This is a genomic window from Acinetobacter guillouiae, from assembly GCF_002370525.2.
In the GTDB taxonomy this organism is placed as follows: Bacteria; Pseudomonadota; Gammaproteobacteria; order Pseudomonadales; family Moraxellaceae; genus Acinetobacter; species Acinetobacter guillouiae.
Map to the genome: position 1 here is coordinate 4,279,480 of NZ_AP014630.1, position 14,177 is coordinate 4,293,656.

12 protein-coding genes are annotated in these 14,177 nt (G+C 40.1%); 7 read left to right on the forward strand and 5 right to left on the reverse strand.

The genetic code is table 11. The features are described from left to right. From AS4_RS19935 to AS4_RS19960, 6 genes are all read left to right on the forward strand, one after another. Window positions 1–366 carry a Na+/H+ antiporter subunit C gene (locus AS4_RS19935; protein ID WP_004725457.1) on the forward strand — a complete coding sequence of 122 codons (366 nt, stop codon included), beginning with the start codon at window positions 1–3 and terminating at the stop codon, window positions 364–366. Then, window positions 366–2,168, forward strand: coding sequence for a monovalent cation/H+ antiporter subunit D (locus AS4_RS19940; RefSeq protein ID WP_096735275.1), 1,803 nt, complete (start codon window positions 366–368; stop codon window positions 2,166–2,168). Before AS4_RS19935 ends, AS4_RS19940 begins: the two co-directional genes overlap by 1 nt. Continuing rightward, entirely contained in the window at window positions 2,169–2,690 is a 522-nt protein-coding gene (locus AS4_RS19945; RefSeq protein WP_004725454.1) for a Na+/H+ antiporter subunit E, read from the forward strand. Beyond that, a complete protein-coding gene (locus AS4_RS19950; protein WP_004816687.1) occupies window positions 2,687–2,962 on the forward strand; it encodes a monovalent cation/H+ antiporter subunit F in 276 nt (91 codons plus the stop codon). The genes AS4_RS19945 and AS4_RS19950 overlap by 4 nt, the downstream gene beginning before the upstream one ends. Before the next feature lie 23 nt (window positions 2,963–2,985). After that, window positions 2,986–3,366, forward strand: a complete 381-nt coding sequence (locus AS4_RS19955) for a Na+/H+ antiporter subunit G (RefSeq protein ID WP_034615073.1) — start codon at window positions 2,986–2,988, stop codon at window positions 3,364–3,366. A gap of 326 nt (window positions 3,367–3,692) precedes the next feature. Then, window positions 3,693–4,319 (forward strand): riboflavin synthase subunit alpha, encoded by a 627-nt coding sequence (locus AS4_RS19960; RefSeq protein ID WP_096735276.1) that lies wholly within the window; start codon window positions 3,693–3,695, stop codon window positions 4,317–4,319. Window positions 4,320–4,363: 44 nt separating this feature from the next. Here the strand turns inward: AS4_RS19960 and AS4_RS19965 are convergent, their stop codons facing one another. Together AS4_RS19965 and AS4_RS19970 are read right to left on the reverse strand one after the other, a co-directional pair. Beyond that, entirely contained in the window at window positions 4,364–5,254 is an 891-nt protein-coding gene (locus AS4_RS19965) for a metal-dependent hydrolase (protein WP_004725446.1), read from the reverse strand. Between the two features lie 575 nt (window positions 5,255–5,829). Next, on the reverse strand, window positions 5,830–6,183 hold the full coding sequence (locus AS4_RS19970; protein WP_096735277.1) for a winged helix-turn-helix transcriptional regulator: 354 nt from the start codon (window positions 6,181–6,183) through the stop codon (window positions 5,830–5,832). A 90-nt stretch (window positions 6,184–6,273) separates the two neighbouring features. Between AS4_RS19970 and AS4_RS19975 the strand changes: the two genes are divergently transcribed. Next, window positions 6,274–6,822, forward strand: a complete 549-nt coding sequence (locus AS4_RS19975) for an NAD(P)H-dependent oxidoreductase (RefSeq protein ID WP_096735278.1) — start codon at window positions 6,274–6,276, stop codon at window positions 6,820–6,822. 73 nt (window positions 6,823–6,895) lie between these two features. Here AS4_RS19975 and AS4_RS19980 read toward each other — a convergent pair whose 3' ends face one another. The 3 genes from AS4_RS19980 to AS4_RS19990 form a co-directional block, all read right to left on the reverse strand. Further along, on the reverse strand, window positions 6,896–8,317 hold the full coding sequence (locus AS4_RS19980; RefSeq protein ID WP_004725441.1) for an FAD-dependent oxidoreductase: 1,422 nt from the start codon (window positions 8,315–8,317) through the stop codon (window positions 6,896–6,898). Between the two features lie 90 nt (window positions 8,318–8,407). After that, a complete protein-coding gene (gene gltB, locus AS4_RS19985) occupies window positions 8,408–12,883 on the reverse strand; it encodes a glutamate synthase large subunit (RefSeq protein WP_171478428.1) in 4,476 nt (1,491 codons plus the stop codon). A gap of 425 nt (window positions 12,884–13,308) precedes the next feature. After that, window positions 13,309–14,175, reverse strand: a complete 867-nt coding sequence (locus tag AS4_RS19990; RefSeq protein ID WP_096735280.1) for a hypothetical protein — start codon at window positions 14,173–14,175, stop codon at window positions 13,309–13,311. Window positions 14,176–14,177 lie beyond the last annotated feature (2 nt).

Consider the following 14,177-nt stretch of genomic DNA (forward strand, 5'->3'; position numbering starts at 1 on the left):
ATGATCAGTTTAGAATTTTTAATTGCATCTGCGATTGGATTATTGGTTGCCTCAGGAATTTATCTGATTCTTCGTGCACGTACCTTTCCAGTCGTTCTTGGATTAGCCATGATTGGCTATGCAGTCAATATCTTCCTGTTTTCGATGGGAAGAATACAAATCAGTTCACCTGCGATTTTAACCCAAGCCAGCAAAGTCACTGACCCTTTGCCTCAAGCTTTAGTGCTAACCGCAATTGTCATTGGCTTTGCAACGACTGCTTTTATCGTTCAATTGGCATTACGCAGTCGTTATGAGTCTGGGACAGACCATGTAGACACCAAAGAGGAACCGAGTAATTTTGACCCACGTGAGGATGAGCCATAATGACCAGCTTTTTAGATTTTTGGTATGCTCATTCTCCAATCCTGAGTATTTTAATTCCTGCATTTACAGGCTTTATGCTGATTTTATTAGGCAATCCTGGTTCAGGCGCTTTAAAACATGATTGGCGACAACCTTGGCGCCGTGGCATTAGCTTAATCTCGGTTATGCTTGGACTCGCCACTGCGATTGCTTACTTGATTCAAGCCAATACAGGGAAAATCTTTGTTTATCAACTTGCTGAATGGTCTGCACCATTTGGGATTGTCTTGGTACTGGATCGTTTATCCGCATTAATGCTGGTTCTCACCTATACACTTGCCGCGCCTGTATTGTGGTTTGCCAGCAAAGAATGGGATGAACGTGGGCGTTATTTTCATGCCATGTTCCATCTTCTTTTAATGGGTCTGACTGGTGCATTCTTAACAGGTGACTTATTTAACCTGTTTGTATTCTTTGAAATATTACTGATGGCGTCTTATGTCTTGCTGTTACATGGTCAAGGCAAAGCCCGTTTCCAATTAGGCATTCACTACGTCACCATCAACTTACTGGCTTCTGCCCTATTCCTCATCGGTTTAGGTATGATTTATGGCAGTGTGGGCAGTTTGAATATGGCCGATGTCGGCCGTTTATTACCGACCTTGGAAAACGATCAACATCGACTTGCTATAGCAGGTGGTTTGCTTCTATTTGTTGTATTTGGTATCAAAGCAGCCATGTTACCTGTGGGTTTCTGGTTGCCAAAAACCTATGCTGTTGCCGCGACACCTGTTGCTGCTATTTTCACCATCATGACCAAAGTCGGTGTGTATGCAATTTTACGGGTCAATGGTACTGTCTTTAATGATCAGCTTGGACAAACGATCTTTAGCAACTACTTATTGCCAATTGGTTTAATCACATCATTATATGGTGTGATCGGTGCACTCGCAGCTGAACGCTTACGCCGCTTCGTTGGCTTTATGGTGTTATCCTCAGTCGGAACGATTTTAGTTGCCATTGCCATGTTTAACACACCAGCATGGGCTGCTGGGTTGTACTACCTCGTTCACAGTACCATCATAGCCGCTTCGTTCTATTTGCTCTGTGGCTGGATTACCTCACAACGTGGTGCAATGAAAGATCATCTCAAAGTCGCACCAAAGATGAAGCAAGACAAAGTCATTGCCATGACGTTCTTTCTTATTGCTTTGATGATGGCAGGTTTGCCGCCATTTAGTGGTTTTTTAGGCAAAGTCTTAATCTTACAGGCAACTGCAAACTTGGCTGCACAAGGCTGGATTATTGCGATTATCTTGATTGTGAGTTTTTTAAGTATTCTGGCATTTACACGAGTCGGATTTATCCTGTTTTGGCGAGCGACGACACCTGAGGACAACCCGAAAGAAGAGGCTTATATAGCCTATCAGGACTTACCCGAGCAAGCTCCTGCACGCAATGACAAAAGCGTTTACCTGCTATTGGTAGGACTGATTGTCTATGTCGTTTGTGCTGCTCCAATTTTAAATTATGTTGAAAAAACAGCGCTGCAAGTTTCTGATGCATCACTTTATCAACAGCGTATTTTAAAATTGGATGGGCATGGTGAAACTATCAGTGTACAACCTTTCGATCCGCACTATGTACCTGAAACAAAATACAATGGTGAAATGGTTGATCCAAATGCACACTATATTCCCTATATCATTAGCCCAGAAACCCTAAAAGGCGAACATATCTCTGAATTTAAGCAACGCCAAATTCAGGGGCAAGAACAGCAACAACATGTTGAAAATGCTCAACTCAAGCCTATGGAGCAATAAATGCAAAATAAATCATTATTCGCTCGTATTTTACCGCATCCTTTTGTGTCGGTGATTGTGGCAATGAGTTGGCTTATGTTGAACCATAGTGCTGAAAGCTTTGATTTTGTTGTGGCAATCAGTTTGGGATTAATCATTCCTAAACTGATTCAACCCTTTATCATTCATACACCCAATATTCATTGGAAAAGCGCCATTCAATTATTTTTTGTGGTGCTATGGGACATCATCGTCAGCAATATTAAAGTTGCTAAACAAGTCTTAGGCCCAACCAAAAATCTCACCCCAAAATGGTTTCGAGTTCCATTGGAAACTGACCATGAACATGTCAATACTTTACTGGCGATGATCATTACCACCACACCAGGTACAGTCAGTGCTGGAATTGATCAAGAACGTGGCGATATTTTGGTTCATGCACTCAGTTGTGATGATGTAGATGCAGAAATTCAAGCCATTAAAACCCGCTATGAAGTTCCTTTAATCGAAATTTTTGACCTGCAACGAGGAGCACGTTCATGAGTATTTTACCTTATGCACTTGGTATTTGCCTGCTCGCAGTGACCATCTCCATGTTGTTATGTTTGGTCCGTTTGGTGATGGGCCCTTCTATCGTAGATCGATTATTGGCACTGGATACATTGTTTTTAAATGCAACCTGCTTAGTTGTCATTCTTGGCATTTATTGGGCAAGTACCTCAATGTTTGAAGGCGCATTATTGGTTGCAATGCTGGGCTTTGTTTCAACTGCTGCACTGGCTCGTTATTTTACAACGGGTCATGTGGTTGATTAAGGAGAAAGTACATGGAAAATAATATGCAAATTGTCATGGAAATCATCGTTTCATTCTTCTTGATTGTTGGTGCGTTTTTTACTTTGGTGGGTGGCATAGGTATGGTCAAATTACCAGACTTATTTATGCGTCTACATGCACCGACAAAATCCAGTACCTTGGGTTTAGGCAGCTTTTTAATCGCGGGAATGATTTACGCAGCATTTAACAGTCGTTTAGGTTTTGCAGAGTTATTGATCACACTGCTTGCCTTTATTACAGCCCCAGTATCTGCAAACTTGATTGCTCAGGCAGCAATTCATTTACGTCTGCGTTCAACGTCTGGTGATGTACCTGAAGCAATTAATCGTCCTTTACCATGGCAACGTCAAAAGATCATAAAACAGTTTAAAGATAAGATTTAATTCATTTTCTGACTGATTGTTGACTGGTTGATTGGTTGGCTAAATTAAATTGGACTGAGTCTAGGTACATACTGACTTAGTCCAATTTAAGCCATAATCAAGCTTAGATCGTCTGAAATACATTATCATCAAACTATAATCAATGGGTTTAAACTTTTCCCTATAAAATAAGCTTTGGCAAACCTTACTGCTATATTCATTCTCTTTTAAAAAATCATCTAAGTATGATGTTAGACTCTTCTATACAACATAAATCTAAAATTCAGCCCTAGTCCTCTTCAATGAAATCTGTACAATAAAAATCAGCTAAATAAAAGAGATCAGCGATGTATACAGGTATCGTTCAAGGCTTAGAAAAAATTGTAAACATCCAACAAGGTAATAATTTTACAACCCTTTATATTTCCAATGAAAATGGCTTTTTAAATGATGTTTTTATTGGCGCCAGTGTCGCAATCGATGGTACATGCCTAACCGCAACAAGTTTTGATACTATTGCAAATATAGCCTCATTTGATGTTTCAGCATTGACCACTTCTCTCACCACATTACAATTTTTAAAAATTGGTGATGAAGTCAATATTGAAAGATCCATCAAAGCTGGCATGGAAAACGGTGGGCATAATATTTTTGGGCATATCGAAGGTATGGCAACCATTAAAGATGTGGTTCATACCGGTGAAACACTACACATTGATATCGTTATTCCAGATGACAATATCAAATACTTCTTTAAAAAAGGCTTTATTGGACTGCAAGGTTGTAGTTTAACAGTCAATCGTGTGGATCGAAAAACCAATGAAATTTCAGTGGATTTAATCCCAGAAACCTTACGTTTGACGACATTTAAACATGTCCAAATTGGTGGCAAACTCAATTATGAAATTGACCAAATGACCCGCACTATGGTCGATACTTTAGAAAGTATCCATCAACGTCAGCAAGAAAACTAAAAGAGCCAATCATATAGATTAGCCCTTTGATCTAAAGCATTGTCTTAACTATATAACGGCAGGTGCACTTCTTCTTGGAAACTTTCCATTCCATAATCATCTGCCAGCTTTTCTTTCCAGTACGCCACAATCTTCGAATAATCAATTTCATCCGGATGAAAGTCAGATTTGTAATAAGATAAATATTCAGGAATCAATGAAATCAACATTTTAGAAATCATATATACCCCAAAGATATTTTGTGGCACCTTAGGTAAACTTTTTCTCCAGTCTTGCATAAACAAACGGGTAGCCGAATAAAACGTTAAACTTGCAAAACCCGTAGTCACATTACGCATCACTGTACGACGCGTCCGATCATCTTTATAAATCGCCTGATATACATCAAATGCCACTGCACGATGCTCAATTTCTTCGATTGCATGCCATACCCAAAGTTTAACCGCATCATCATCCAGAGTGCTTAAAACTTCAGGATGACGAAGAATATAGCCACCCAATAATGCAGTAAAATGCTCAAAAGCTGCGGTAACAGCGAGTTGTAATTTTGGATGTACACTTTTAATTAGTGCATCTCGACGTGCTAACCATGCTTGAAAACTGTCTAAGTTATAATCATCACGGCGCCATGCATCATTGAATTCAGTATGGGCTTTGGAGTGCATGGCCTCTTGACCAATAAATGCTGCAATTTGCGCTTGCAATTTTTCATCCGTGATTTTGTCACGTACATTACGCACACTATGTACAAAGAACTGCTCACCAATTGGAAATGTTGAAGAAAGCGCAGTCAATAAATGTGACATCACAGGAGAATTGGCAAAAAAATGTCTGCGAATTGCTTTTGGGTTAAAGCTTGGTTTACGGACTTTAATACCAATAGCTTTAGGACGATTTAAATATGATTTTTCTGCCGTCGCTTGAACTGTTGACATAAGGATAATCCTACATTTGTCTGAATTTAAGCTATATTGGCACAATCTCAATATTTGTATATTGCAGAATCATCCACACAGTTGACCTAAAATATCATTTTCAAAAAAACACATGGCTCAATTGAAAATCCAAAAAAATTAAAAATATAAGATATTGATAAAATTAAACTTATTAAAAATAAATATATTTCTTATCTTCACAAAAAAGTGCTTTATCGTTTACACAAAGCCTAAAATTGAGATTTATAAGCATGCTTTTATTGACTTAAATGACATTTTTTGATCAGGTTGAGTTGTGTTTTAATTTTTAAAACAATCACATAGGATCCATTCAAAATTAGAACTCAATTTATAAATATTTATGCTTGCAACGTCATATAAACATTCAACAAAAAAAGCATGGGTTTTATAGAACCCAAACAAACAGAATTCGTCTAGGAACTTTTTTTGTATTAAAAAAACAAACTATTGCTTTAGTGTGATTGGCAAATTTTATTGCTAAATTGCACTTTTCATCGCTTTTCCATAACTGATTTAAGCCTTAAAACTGCTTCTTTCAACGCCATCACTTTGAATCAGTTTTGCGCTGAAAAACCATGTGCCCAAGTAGATAAAGCGTCTAATACAGGAATAAATGTTTGACCAAATGCAGTTAACTCATACACCACTTTGACTGGAGGCTTGTCACCAAATACGGTTCTGGAAATAAAACCATTCTTTTCCAATTGCTTGAGTTGCAAACTTAAGGTCATTTCTGTGATATCTGGCATATCACGCTTAAGTTGATTAAAGCGTTTTGACTCCTCCTTTAGATAATAAAGAATCACGGTTTTCCATTTCCCACCGATTAAATCCATCACCATACTAATCGGGCAATGATAAGTCTTATCGTGAAACGTCACTTCACAAGTGTTTTGCTCAATATTCATTTTTCTGCCAGCTATCAAAATGGATAGTTATTGTACATAAAAACTATAATATTTATATTCACTATAATTTTTATAGTGGGAAAAACCAAGATGGCATTACTGATTTTAGCGCATCCCAGTTTTACTGAATCTGTCGCAAATAAAACCATTGTCGATGAATTATCAAGCACTCAAACTGATTTAGAAATTCGCCATATTCATGATTTATATCCAGATTATCAAATCGATATTGCGGCAGAGCAAAGTGCACTATTAAGACATGAGCTGATCATTTTACAATGCCCTATGTACTGGTTCAGTATACCTGCCATTTTAAAAATTTGGTTTGAACAGGTATTTACCTATCAATTCGCCTATGGTTCCAAAGGAGACAAGCTTAAACATAAAAAGCTGTTGCTGAGTATGACCATTGGTCAACCTGAGCAGAATTTTAATACGGAACAACAACATTCATTATTGGAGGGCTTTTTATCTCCAATTCAAAAATCAGCACTTTATACCGGAATGGAATATTTAAAACCCGTGTTCTTATATGATATTTCAACTGTTTTAGGACATACACATGCTGAAATCAGAACTCGAGCAAAACAACATAGTTTAAAGTTAAATCATTATCTGCAAGCAATTCGTACAGATTAAATTTTTGAGTTTGCTGCATTAAAAAGCCCGCATGACTGCGGGCTCTAAAATAGATATTATTTAATGTCTAAAATTAAACATCAAGATAATCCAAAATTCCTTCAGCAGCTTCACGGCCTTCCCAGATTGCAGTCACCACCAAATCAGAACCACGGACCATATCTCCGCCCGCAAAGATTTTTGGGTTAGAGGTCTGGAATTTAAATTGTTGTTTTTCAGCAGCAATGACTCGACCAGAACCATCTAGCCCAATATTTGCACCTGCAAACCATTCTGCTGGGCTGGTACGGAAACCAAAAGCCAGTAATACCGCATCTGCAGGTAAAACTTCTTCAGAGCCTGGAATCGGCTCAGGACTACGACGACCACGGCTATCTGGGTCACCCAGCTGAGTAGTCACAACTTTTACACCCGTCACTTTACCGTTTTCACCGACGATTTCGATTGGCTGACGGTTGAACTGGAAGTCCACCCCTTCTTCACGCGCATTCTTCACTTCACGACGTGAACCTGGCATATTTTCTTCATCACGACGGTAAGCACAAGTTACTGACTCTGCACCCTGACGGATTGAAGTACGGTTACAGTCCATTGCAGTATCACCACCGCCTAAAACGATGACTTTTTTGCCCTGAACACTGATGTATTCAGATGGATCTTTTTCCCAGCCTTGTGTACGGTTAACATTTGCAATCAAGAAATCTAATGCATCATAAACACCATCAAAATCTTCACCTGCAAAGCCGCCTTTCATATAGGTATAGGTTCCCATACCCATGAATACAGCATCATAGTCTGCAAGCAATTGATCGATGGTGATATCTGTACCAATTTCAGTATTTAAGCGGAATTCAACACCCATGCCTGTGAAAATTTCACGGCGGCGTTTCATCACATCTTTTTCCATTTTAAATTCTGGAATACCAAATGTAAGCAATCCACCAATTTCAGGACGCTTGTCAAATACAACAGGTTTTACTCCATTACGGACTAAAATATCTGCACAACCTAAACCTGCAGGACCTGCACCAATAATGGCAACTTTTTTGTTGGTCCATTTTACCGATGACATATCTGGACGCCAGCCCAAAGCAAAGGCGGTATCGTTGATATATTTTTCTGCATTACCAATGGTCACAGCACCAAAACCATCATTCAGGGTACAAGCACCCTCACATAAACGGTCTTGTGGACATACCCGACCACATACTTCAGGTAAAGTGTTGGTTTGATGGCAAAGCTCAGCTGCTTGGAAAATACGTCCTTCTGCAATCAATTTTAACCAGTTTGGAATATAGTTATGTACGGGACATTTCCATTCACAATACGGGTTACCACAGCCTAAACAACGGTGGGTTTGGTTTGCTGCAACTTCCGCTGTAAAAGGTTTATAAATTTCCACAAACTCTGCTTTGCGGACATTAATATCTTTTTTCTCTGGATCTTGGCGTGCTACATCCAGAAATTGAAAGTCATTATTCAGGCGTTCAGCCATGTCTCTCTCCGTGGGTGAGCGTGGATAACTTCATTCGCTTGTGTATATCTGCGAAGTTATCCACACCTACCTAAAATTTGAGTAGTGGAATTATTGTGGATCTGCTTGAGTTGTTTTCAAAAGCGTTTGTAAATTAGCCGCTTTTGGTTTCACCAGCCAGAATTTACGGCTATAGAAATCAAACTCGTTGCGAATCTTGTACGCCCAAGCACTACCTGTTTCAGCAATGTGTTCATCTAAGATACGAAGTAAGAATTCTTGATGTTCTTCCATCGCTTCTGTAGAAATACGGTTTAATTCAATCAATTCGTGGTTGTAGTAATCAACAAAGTCGTTATCTAAGTCAAGCACATAAGCAAAACCACCAGTCATACCTGCACCAAAGTTGTGTCCAACTTTACCCAGTACAGTCACGATACCGCCTGTCATATATTCACAGCAATGGTCGCCTGCACCTTCAATGACCGCAAACGCGCCAGAGTTACGTACAGCAAAACGCTCGCCCGCTGTACCCGCAGCAAATAATTTACCGCCTGTCGCACCGTACAAACAGGTATTGCCGATAATTGCCGTTTCTTGAGTTTGGAATGGTGAACCTTTTGGTGGGAAGATCGATACTCGACCACCTGCCATACCTTTGCCCACATAGTCGTTTGCATCACCTTCAAGGCTGATATGCAAACCACCCGCATTCCAAACACCCAATGACTGACCCGCAGTTCCTTTTAAATTCACTTTAACAGGATGTGCTTCCATACTGAGGTTGCCATAACGTTTGGCAATTTCACCTGAGAGACGTGCACCAATTGAACGGTCACAGTTACCCACAGTAAAATGGAACTCACCACCAGTACTTGCTTCAATCGCAGGTAACATTTCTGCCACCATTTTCTCAGCAAGAATACCTTTATCAAATGGTTCATTGCCTTGTACTTGGCAATATTGCGCTTTGCCTTCCGCAGATGGATGTGATTCTAACAATGCACTTAAATCTAAATGTGCATGTTTATCCGTTTCACCGGGCAACATCTCAAGTAGATCAGTACGACCAATCAAATCTTTCAATGATGCAACACCTAAAGCAGCCAACCATTCACGTGTTTCTTCCGCAATAAAGTGGAAGAAATTAATCAGCATTTCTGGCTCGCCAATATAATGCTCTTGACGTAAATGATCTTGCTGAGTTGCCACACCTGTTGCACAGTTATTTAAGTGACAAATACGCAAGTATTTACACCCAAGCGCGATCATTGGTGTAGAACCAAAACCAAAGCTCTCCGCACCTAAAATCGCAGCTTTAACCACATCTAAGCCTGTTTTTAAGCCACCATCAGTTTGTACACGTACTTTACCACGCAGGTCATTGACACGAAGTGCTTGATGCGCTTCTGAAAGACCCAATTCCCATGGCGAACCCGCATGATGAATAGAGGATAAAGGTGAAGCCGCTGTACCGCCGTCATATCCAGAAATGGTAATGAAATCTGCATAGGCTTTTGCTACACCCGCTGCAATTGTTCCCACCCCAGGCTCTGATACTAGTTTCACAGACACCATGGCTTGTGGATTGACTTGCTTCAAGTCAAAGATTAGCTGTGATAAATCTTCAATAGAATAAATATCATGGTGTGGTGGTGGTGAAATCAAAGTCACCCCTGGAACCGAGTAACGTAAACGCGCAATTAAGCCATTCACTTTACCGCCCGGTAACTGACCGCCTTCACCTGGTTTTGCACCTTGCGCTACTTTGATTTGTAACACTTCAGCAGATGTTAAATATGCAGGTGTTACACCAAAACGACCTGAAGCAATTTGCTTAATTTTAGAGTTACGGATGGTGCCATAACGTGCAGGATCTTCACCGCCCTCACCCGAGTTTGAACGACCACCGATCGTATTCATTGCGATCGCAATGGCTTCATGTGCCTCTGGTGACAATGCACCTAAAGACATACCAGCGGAGTCAAAACGTGGCAGAATTTCTTCTACGGATTCAACTGCTTCTAATGGAATAGAATGATCAGTTTTGAGTTTTAATAAGTCACGAATCGTCGCAATTGGACGGGTGTTCACCAACTCTGCATATTCTTTAAAGTCAGCATAATTCCCTGAACGCACTGATTTATGCAACGCATTGATCACATCAGGGTTAAATGCGTGGTATTCCTTATCAAAGACAAACTTGAGCAAACCACCTTGTTCAATTGGCTTACGTGCTTTCCAAGCAATATCTGCTAGTTTTTTTAAGTCATTTTCAAGGTCAATGAATGTTGCACCTTTAATACGGCTTGGCACACCTGTAAAGCACTTACTGACAACTTCTTCAGATAAGCCGACTGCTTCAAATAACTGCCCACCACGATAAGATGCGACTGTTGAAATCCCCATTTTTGAGAGGACTTTGAGTAAACCTTTATCAATACCTTTGCGGAAATTCGCTTGTGCGTGAATTGGATCACCCAATAATTCGCCTTTTGCAATCAAATCATTGATCACATCATAAGCCAAATAAGGGTAAATCGCAGTTGCACCAAAACCTAAGATCACGGCAAATTGATGCGCATCACGTGCAAGTGCCGTTTCAACAATGATGTTTGCATCGGTACGTAAACCTGCATTAATCAAGAAGTGATGAATTGCACCCGTCACCATTGCTGCATTTGCAGGTAAAAAGCCTTCACGGATTTTACGATCTGAAATGACCAATAAGGTTTTACCATCACGAATCGCCTGTGCAGCTTCTTCACAAATACGTGAAATCGCGGCTTCAAGACCTTCAGCTACAGGATAATTCAAATCAATATCTGCAATTTCGTAACCTTTACGACCAAGGGTACGAATCTGATGCATTTTAGAGTTTGACAGTACAGGGCTCGATACAATTAAACGATCTGCATGCTCTGGACCTTGTTCAAATACATTTTGCTCACGACCAAAGCAGGTTTCCAATGACATAACGATTGATTCACGTAATGGATCAATCGGTGGATTGGTCACTTGCGCAAATTGCTGACGGAAATAGTCTGTCACATGACGTACTTGACGAGACAATACCGCCATTGGTGTATCATCACCCATTGAACCGACAGCTTCCTGTCCACTTTCAGCGATTGGACGAAGCAGTTGATCACGCTCTTCAAATGTCACCATAAACATTTTTTGAGCCGCTTTAAGGTCGTCACCTTTTAAGCCTTGATCACACAAATACTCTTCAAGCTCTGGACTACCTTGCAAGCGAACTGAGTTTTCACGTAACCATTCACGGTATGGACGCATTTTTTTCAGATGATTGCTCACATCTTTAGTATCGAGCAATTTTCCAGTCAAGGTATCAATTACCAGAATTTGACCAGGACCTACACGGCCTTTAGAAATCACATCTTCAGGCTCATAACCCCACACACCAATTTCTGATGCCAAAGTGATATAACCATTTTTAGTGATCACCCAACGGGCAGGACGTAAGCCATTACGATCTAGCATACAAATTGCATGACGACCATCTTGGATCACCAGACCTGCAGGACCATCCCAAGCTTCCATATGCTTAGAGTTGAATTCATAAAATGCACGTAAATCCGCATCTAATGTTTCAACGTTTTGCCACGCTGGTGGAACAAGCATGCGTAATGCACGGAATAAATCCATACCACCACCCACAAGCAACTCAAGCATATTGTCCATACTTGATGAGTCTGAGCCTGTGCGGTTTACAATTGGATTTAGCTCAGTAATACCTGGCAATAATGGGTTTTCAAATTTTGGTGTACGTGCCACTGCCCAGTTACGGTTTGCAGTAATGGTGTTGATTTCACCATTATGTGCCAAATAACGGAACGGTTGTGCCAATGGCCAACGTGGTAAAGTATTGGTTGAGAAACGCTGATGGAACACAACAATGTGTGAATCCAAACGTTCATCGGCAAGGTCTGTATAGAATTCTGCAATATATGCAGGCATCATCAAACCTTTATAGGTGATCACTGTAGAACACAGTGTGGTCACATAAAAATATGGATCTGCTGTTAATTTTTGTTCTGCACGACGACGTGCCATAAGTAACTTACGGTTAAATTCAACCTCAGTCACACCCATTGGGCAATTGACAAAAATTTGTTCAAATGCAGGTAAAGACTGCATTGCGATTGAACCCAAGGCATCATTATTGGTTGGAACGACACGCCAACCAATGACTCGGCAACCTTCTTCTTCAATTTCATGGGTTAGAATTTGCTTTGCATGGGCCGCAAGTGCTGGATCTAAATTTAAAAATATCGTCCCGACCGCAAAAATTTCACTCAGTGTAATGTCACTGATCTTTTTTGCTTCTTCACGGAAGAATGCTTTAGGCATAGCCAAGAGCAAGCCACAACCATCACCGGTCTTACCATCTGCGGCAATACCACCACGGTGCGTCATACAGCTTAGACTATGAATCGCGGTCTTGACTAAATCATGACTCGCATCACCCTGCATATGGGCAATCAAGCCGAAACCACAGTTATCTTTAAACTCATCCGGTTGGTATAAACCTTGAGCGGGAGCTACAGTGTTAGGCGATGGCATGTGCATAGCGTACCCTTCTTTCTACATAGGCCCATGAAAGGGCGAAAAACATTCGAACACTCAATTACGATTTTTAAGTATTTTCTTAGCTCAAGTAAACCACTGAGTCAGAATCGAATACCAGTCTGTTTTTACTTTAATTGCAAGATTGTTTTACAACTTCCGCACTGAAATAAAGCACTCAATCAGACTTAAATCGCACACCAACTGAATCATTTCGCTCCAAAACAGGGACAATCAACTCAATTAGCGCAACAATAAAGCAAAAAATATGCCAAATTTTATTTTTGTTCACCAAATCACTAAAAGATAGTGAAATAAAGATATTCTTTAAAATTCTAAGCGTCTTATAAAGGCATTTATAGCACCATTTTTGTGCAAATATAAAATTAAATAATTAATTCTGCTTCATTTTAGAGCTAATTTTAATTAAATGGATCACTGACTTCATGTTCAGCTGGTTTTTTATCAGCAGTAGCACCTGTTGGCTCTTTGCTGTTGCCTGAAGGCTGAGCACGAGATTGCGACTTTTGTACATCTACCACATTGCCAGATGAATCACGACGGGTAATTGTGGTTTTGGTGGTCTGGTTTGCAGGAGTTGAACCTGTTAAAGAAGACAATGCTGATTTTGCTTGAGCCAATAGCGTTTCATCAACTACAGGTAAAGGTGCAGATTTTAATTTCACTTGATAGAGTTTATTTGCACTTGCCATTTCATCTGAGCCCAGATCATTGACTAAAGCACTATATTTTTCAAACTGGATCGCTTGTGGATGGATAGATGCAGGCAGTTTTAAATTTAATTGTTGTAACTGGCTTTTGGCCTGATCATCACTTTTAAATAGACCATAGGCTAAAACATATTGCTCTGCTTGATCTTCACCGCTTAAACGGAAATAAATAAAATTTTTCCGATCCGCTTGTTTCTGTAAAAAGCCCAAGATGACATCTTCATCTGAGGTCTTAAATAGCTCTATGGTCCAAGCTTTCTTATTTTCTTGAAAAAATTTTGTACCACGAAATTCTGCATCATGGCTACCCGCAGTCACAATACGTGTGGTCATTTCAAGTGGACGTACTTCATCCATCAAAGCGCCTAAATGCGATGTTGCCGCAACTTTTTCAGGTTGAATTTGAACTTGGGACTCTTCAATCGGATTGACTACAGTGACCAGATCTTTGGTGTCGGTCACTGCCCAAAAAATCAGTGCCACCAAAAGACAGATTAATCCACCAACCAACCAAATATATTGTCGAATATTTTGCCAATTTGTACGAATTGCTGCCATTT

Excerpts from the sequence above, each read along its gene's own strand:
- AS4_RS19935 (WP_004725457.1), top strand. The coding sequence starts at position 1 with ATGATCAGTTTAGAATTTTTAATTGCATCTGCGATTGGATTATTGGTT.
- AS4_RS19940 (WP_096735275.1), top strand. The coding sequence starts at position 366 with ATGACCAGCTTTTTAGATTTTTGGTATGCTCATTCTCCAATCCTGAGT.
- AS4_RS19945 (WP_004725454.1), top strand. The coding sequence starts at position 2,169 with ATGCAAAATAAATCATTATTCGCTCGTATTTTACCGCATCCTTTTGTG.
- AS4_RS19950 (WP_004816687.1), top strand. The coding sequence starts at position 2,687 with ATGAGTATTTTACCTTATGCACTTGGTATTTGCCTGCTCGCAGTGACC.
- AS4_RS19955 (WP_034615073.1), top strand. The coding sequence starts at position 2,986 with ATGCAAATTGTCATGGAAATCATCGTTTCATTCTTCTTGATTGTTGGT.
- AS4_RS19960 (WP_096735276.1), top strand. The coding sequence starts at position 3,693 with ATGTATACAGGTATCGTTCAAGGCTTAGAAAAAATTGTAAACATCCAA.
- AS4_RS19965 (WP_004725446.1), bottom strand. The coding sequence starts at position 5,254 with ATGTCAACAGTTCAAGCGACGGCAGAAAAATCATATTTAAATCGTCCT.
- AS4_RS19970 (WP_096735277.1), bottom strand. The coding sequence starts at position 6,183 with ATGAATATTGAGCAAAACACTTGTGAAGTGACGTTTCACGATAAGACT.
- AS4_RS19975 (WP_096735278.1), top strand. The coding sequence starts at position 6,274 with ATGGCATTACTGATTTTAGCGCATCCCAGTTTTACTGAATCTGTCGCA.
- AS4_RS19980 (WP_004725441.1), bottom strand. The coding sequence starts at position 8,317 with ATGGCTGAACGCCTGAATAATGACTTTCAATTTCTGGATGTAGCACGC.
- gltB (WP_171478428.1), bottom strand. The coding sequence starts at position 12,883 with ATGCCATCGCCTAACACTGTAGCTCCCGCTCAAGGTTTATACCAACCG.
- AS4_RS19990 (WP_096735280.1), bottom strand. The coding sequence starts at position 14,175 with ATGGCAGCAATTCGTACAAATTGGCAAAATATTCGACAATATATTTGG.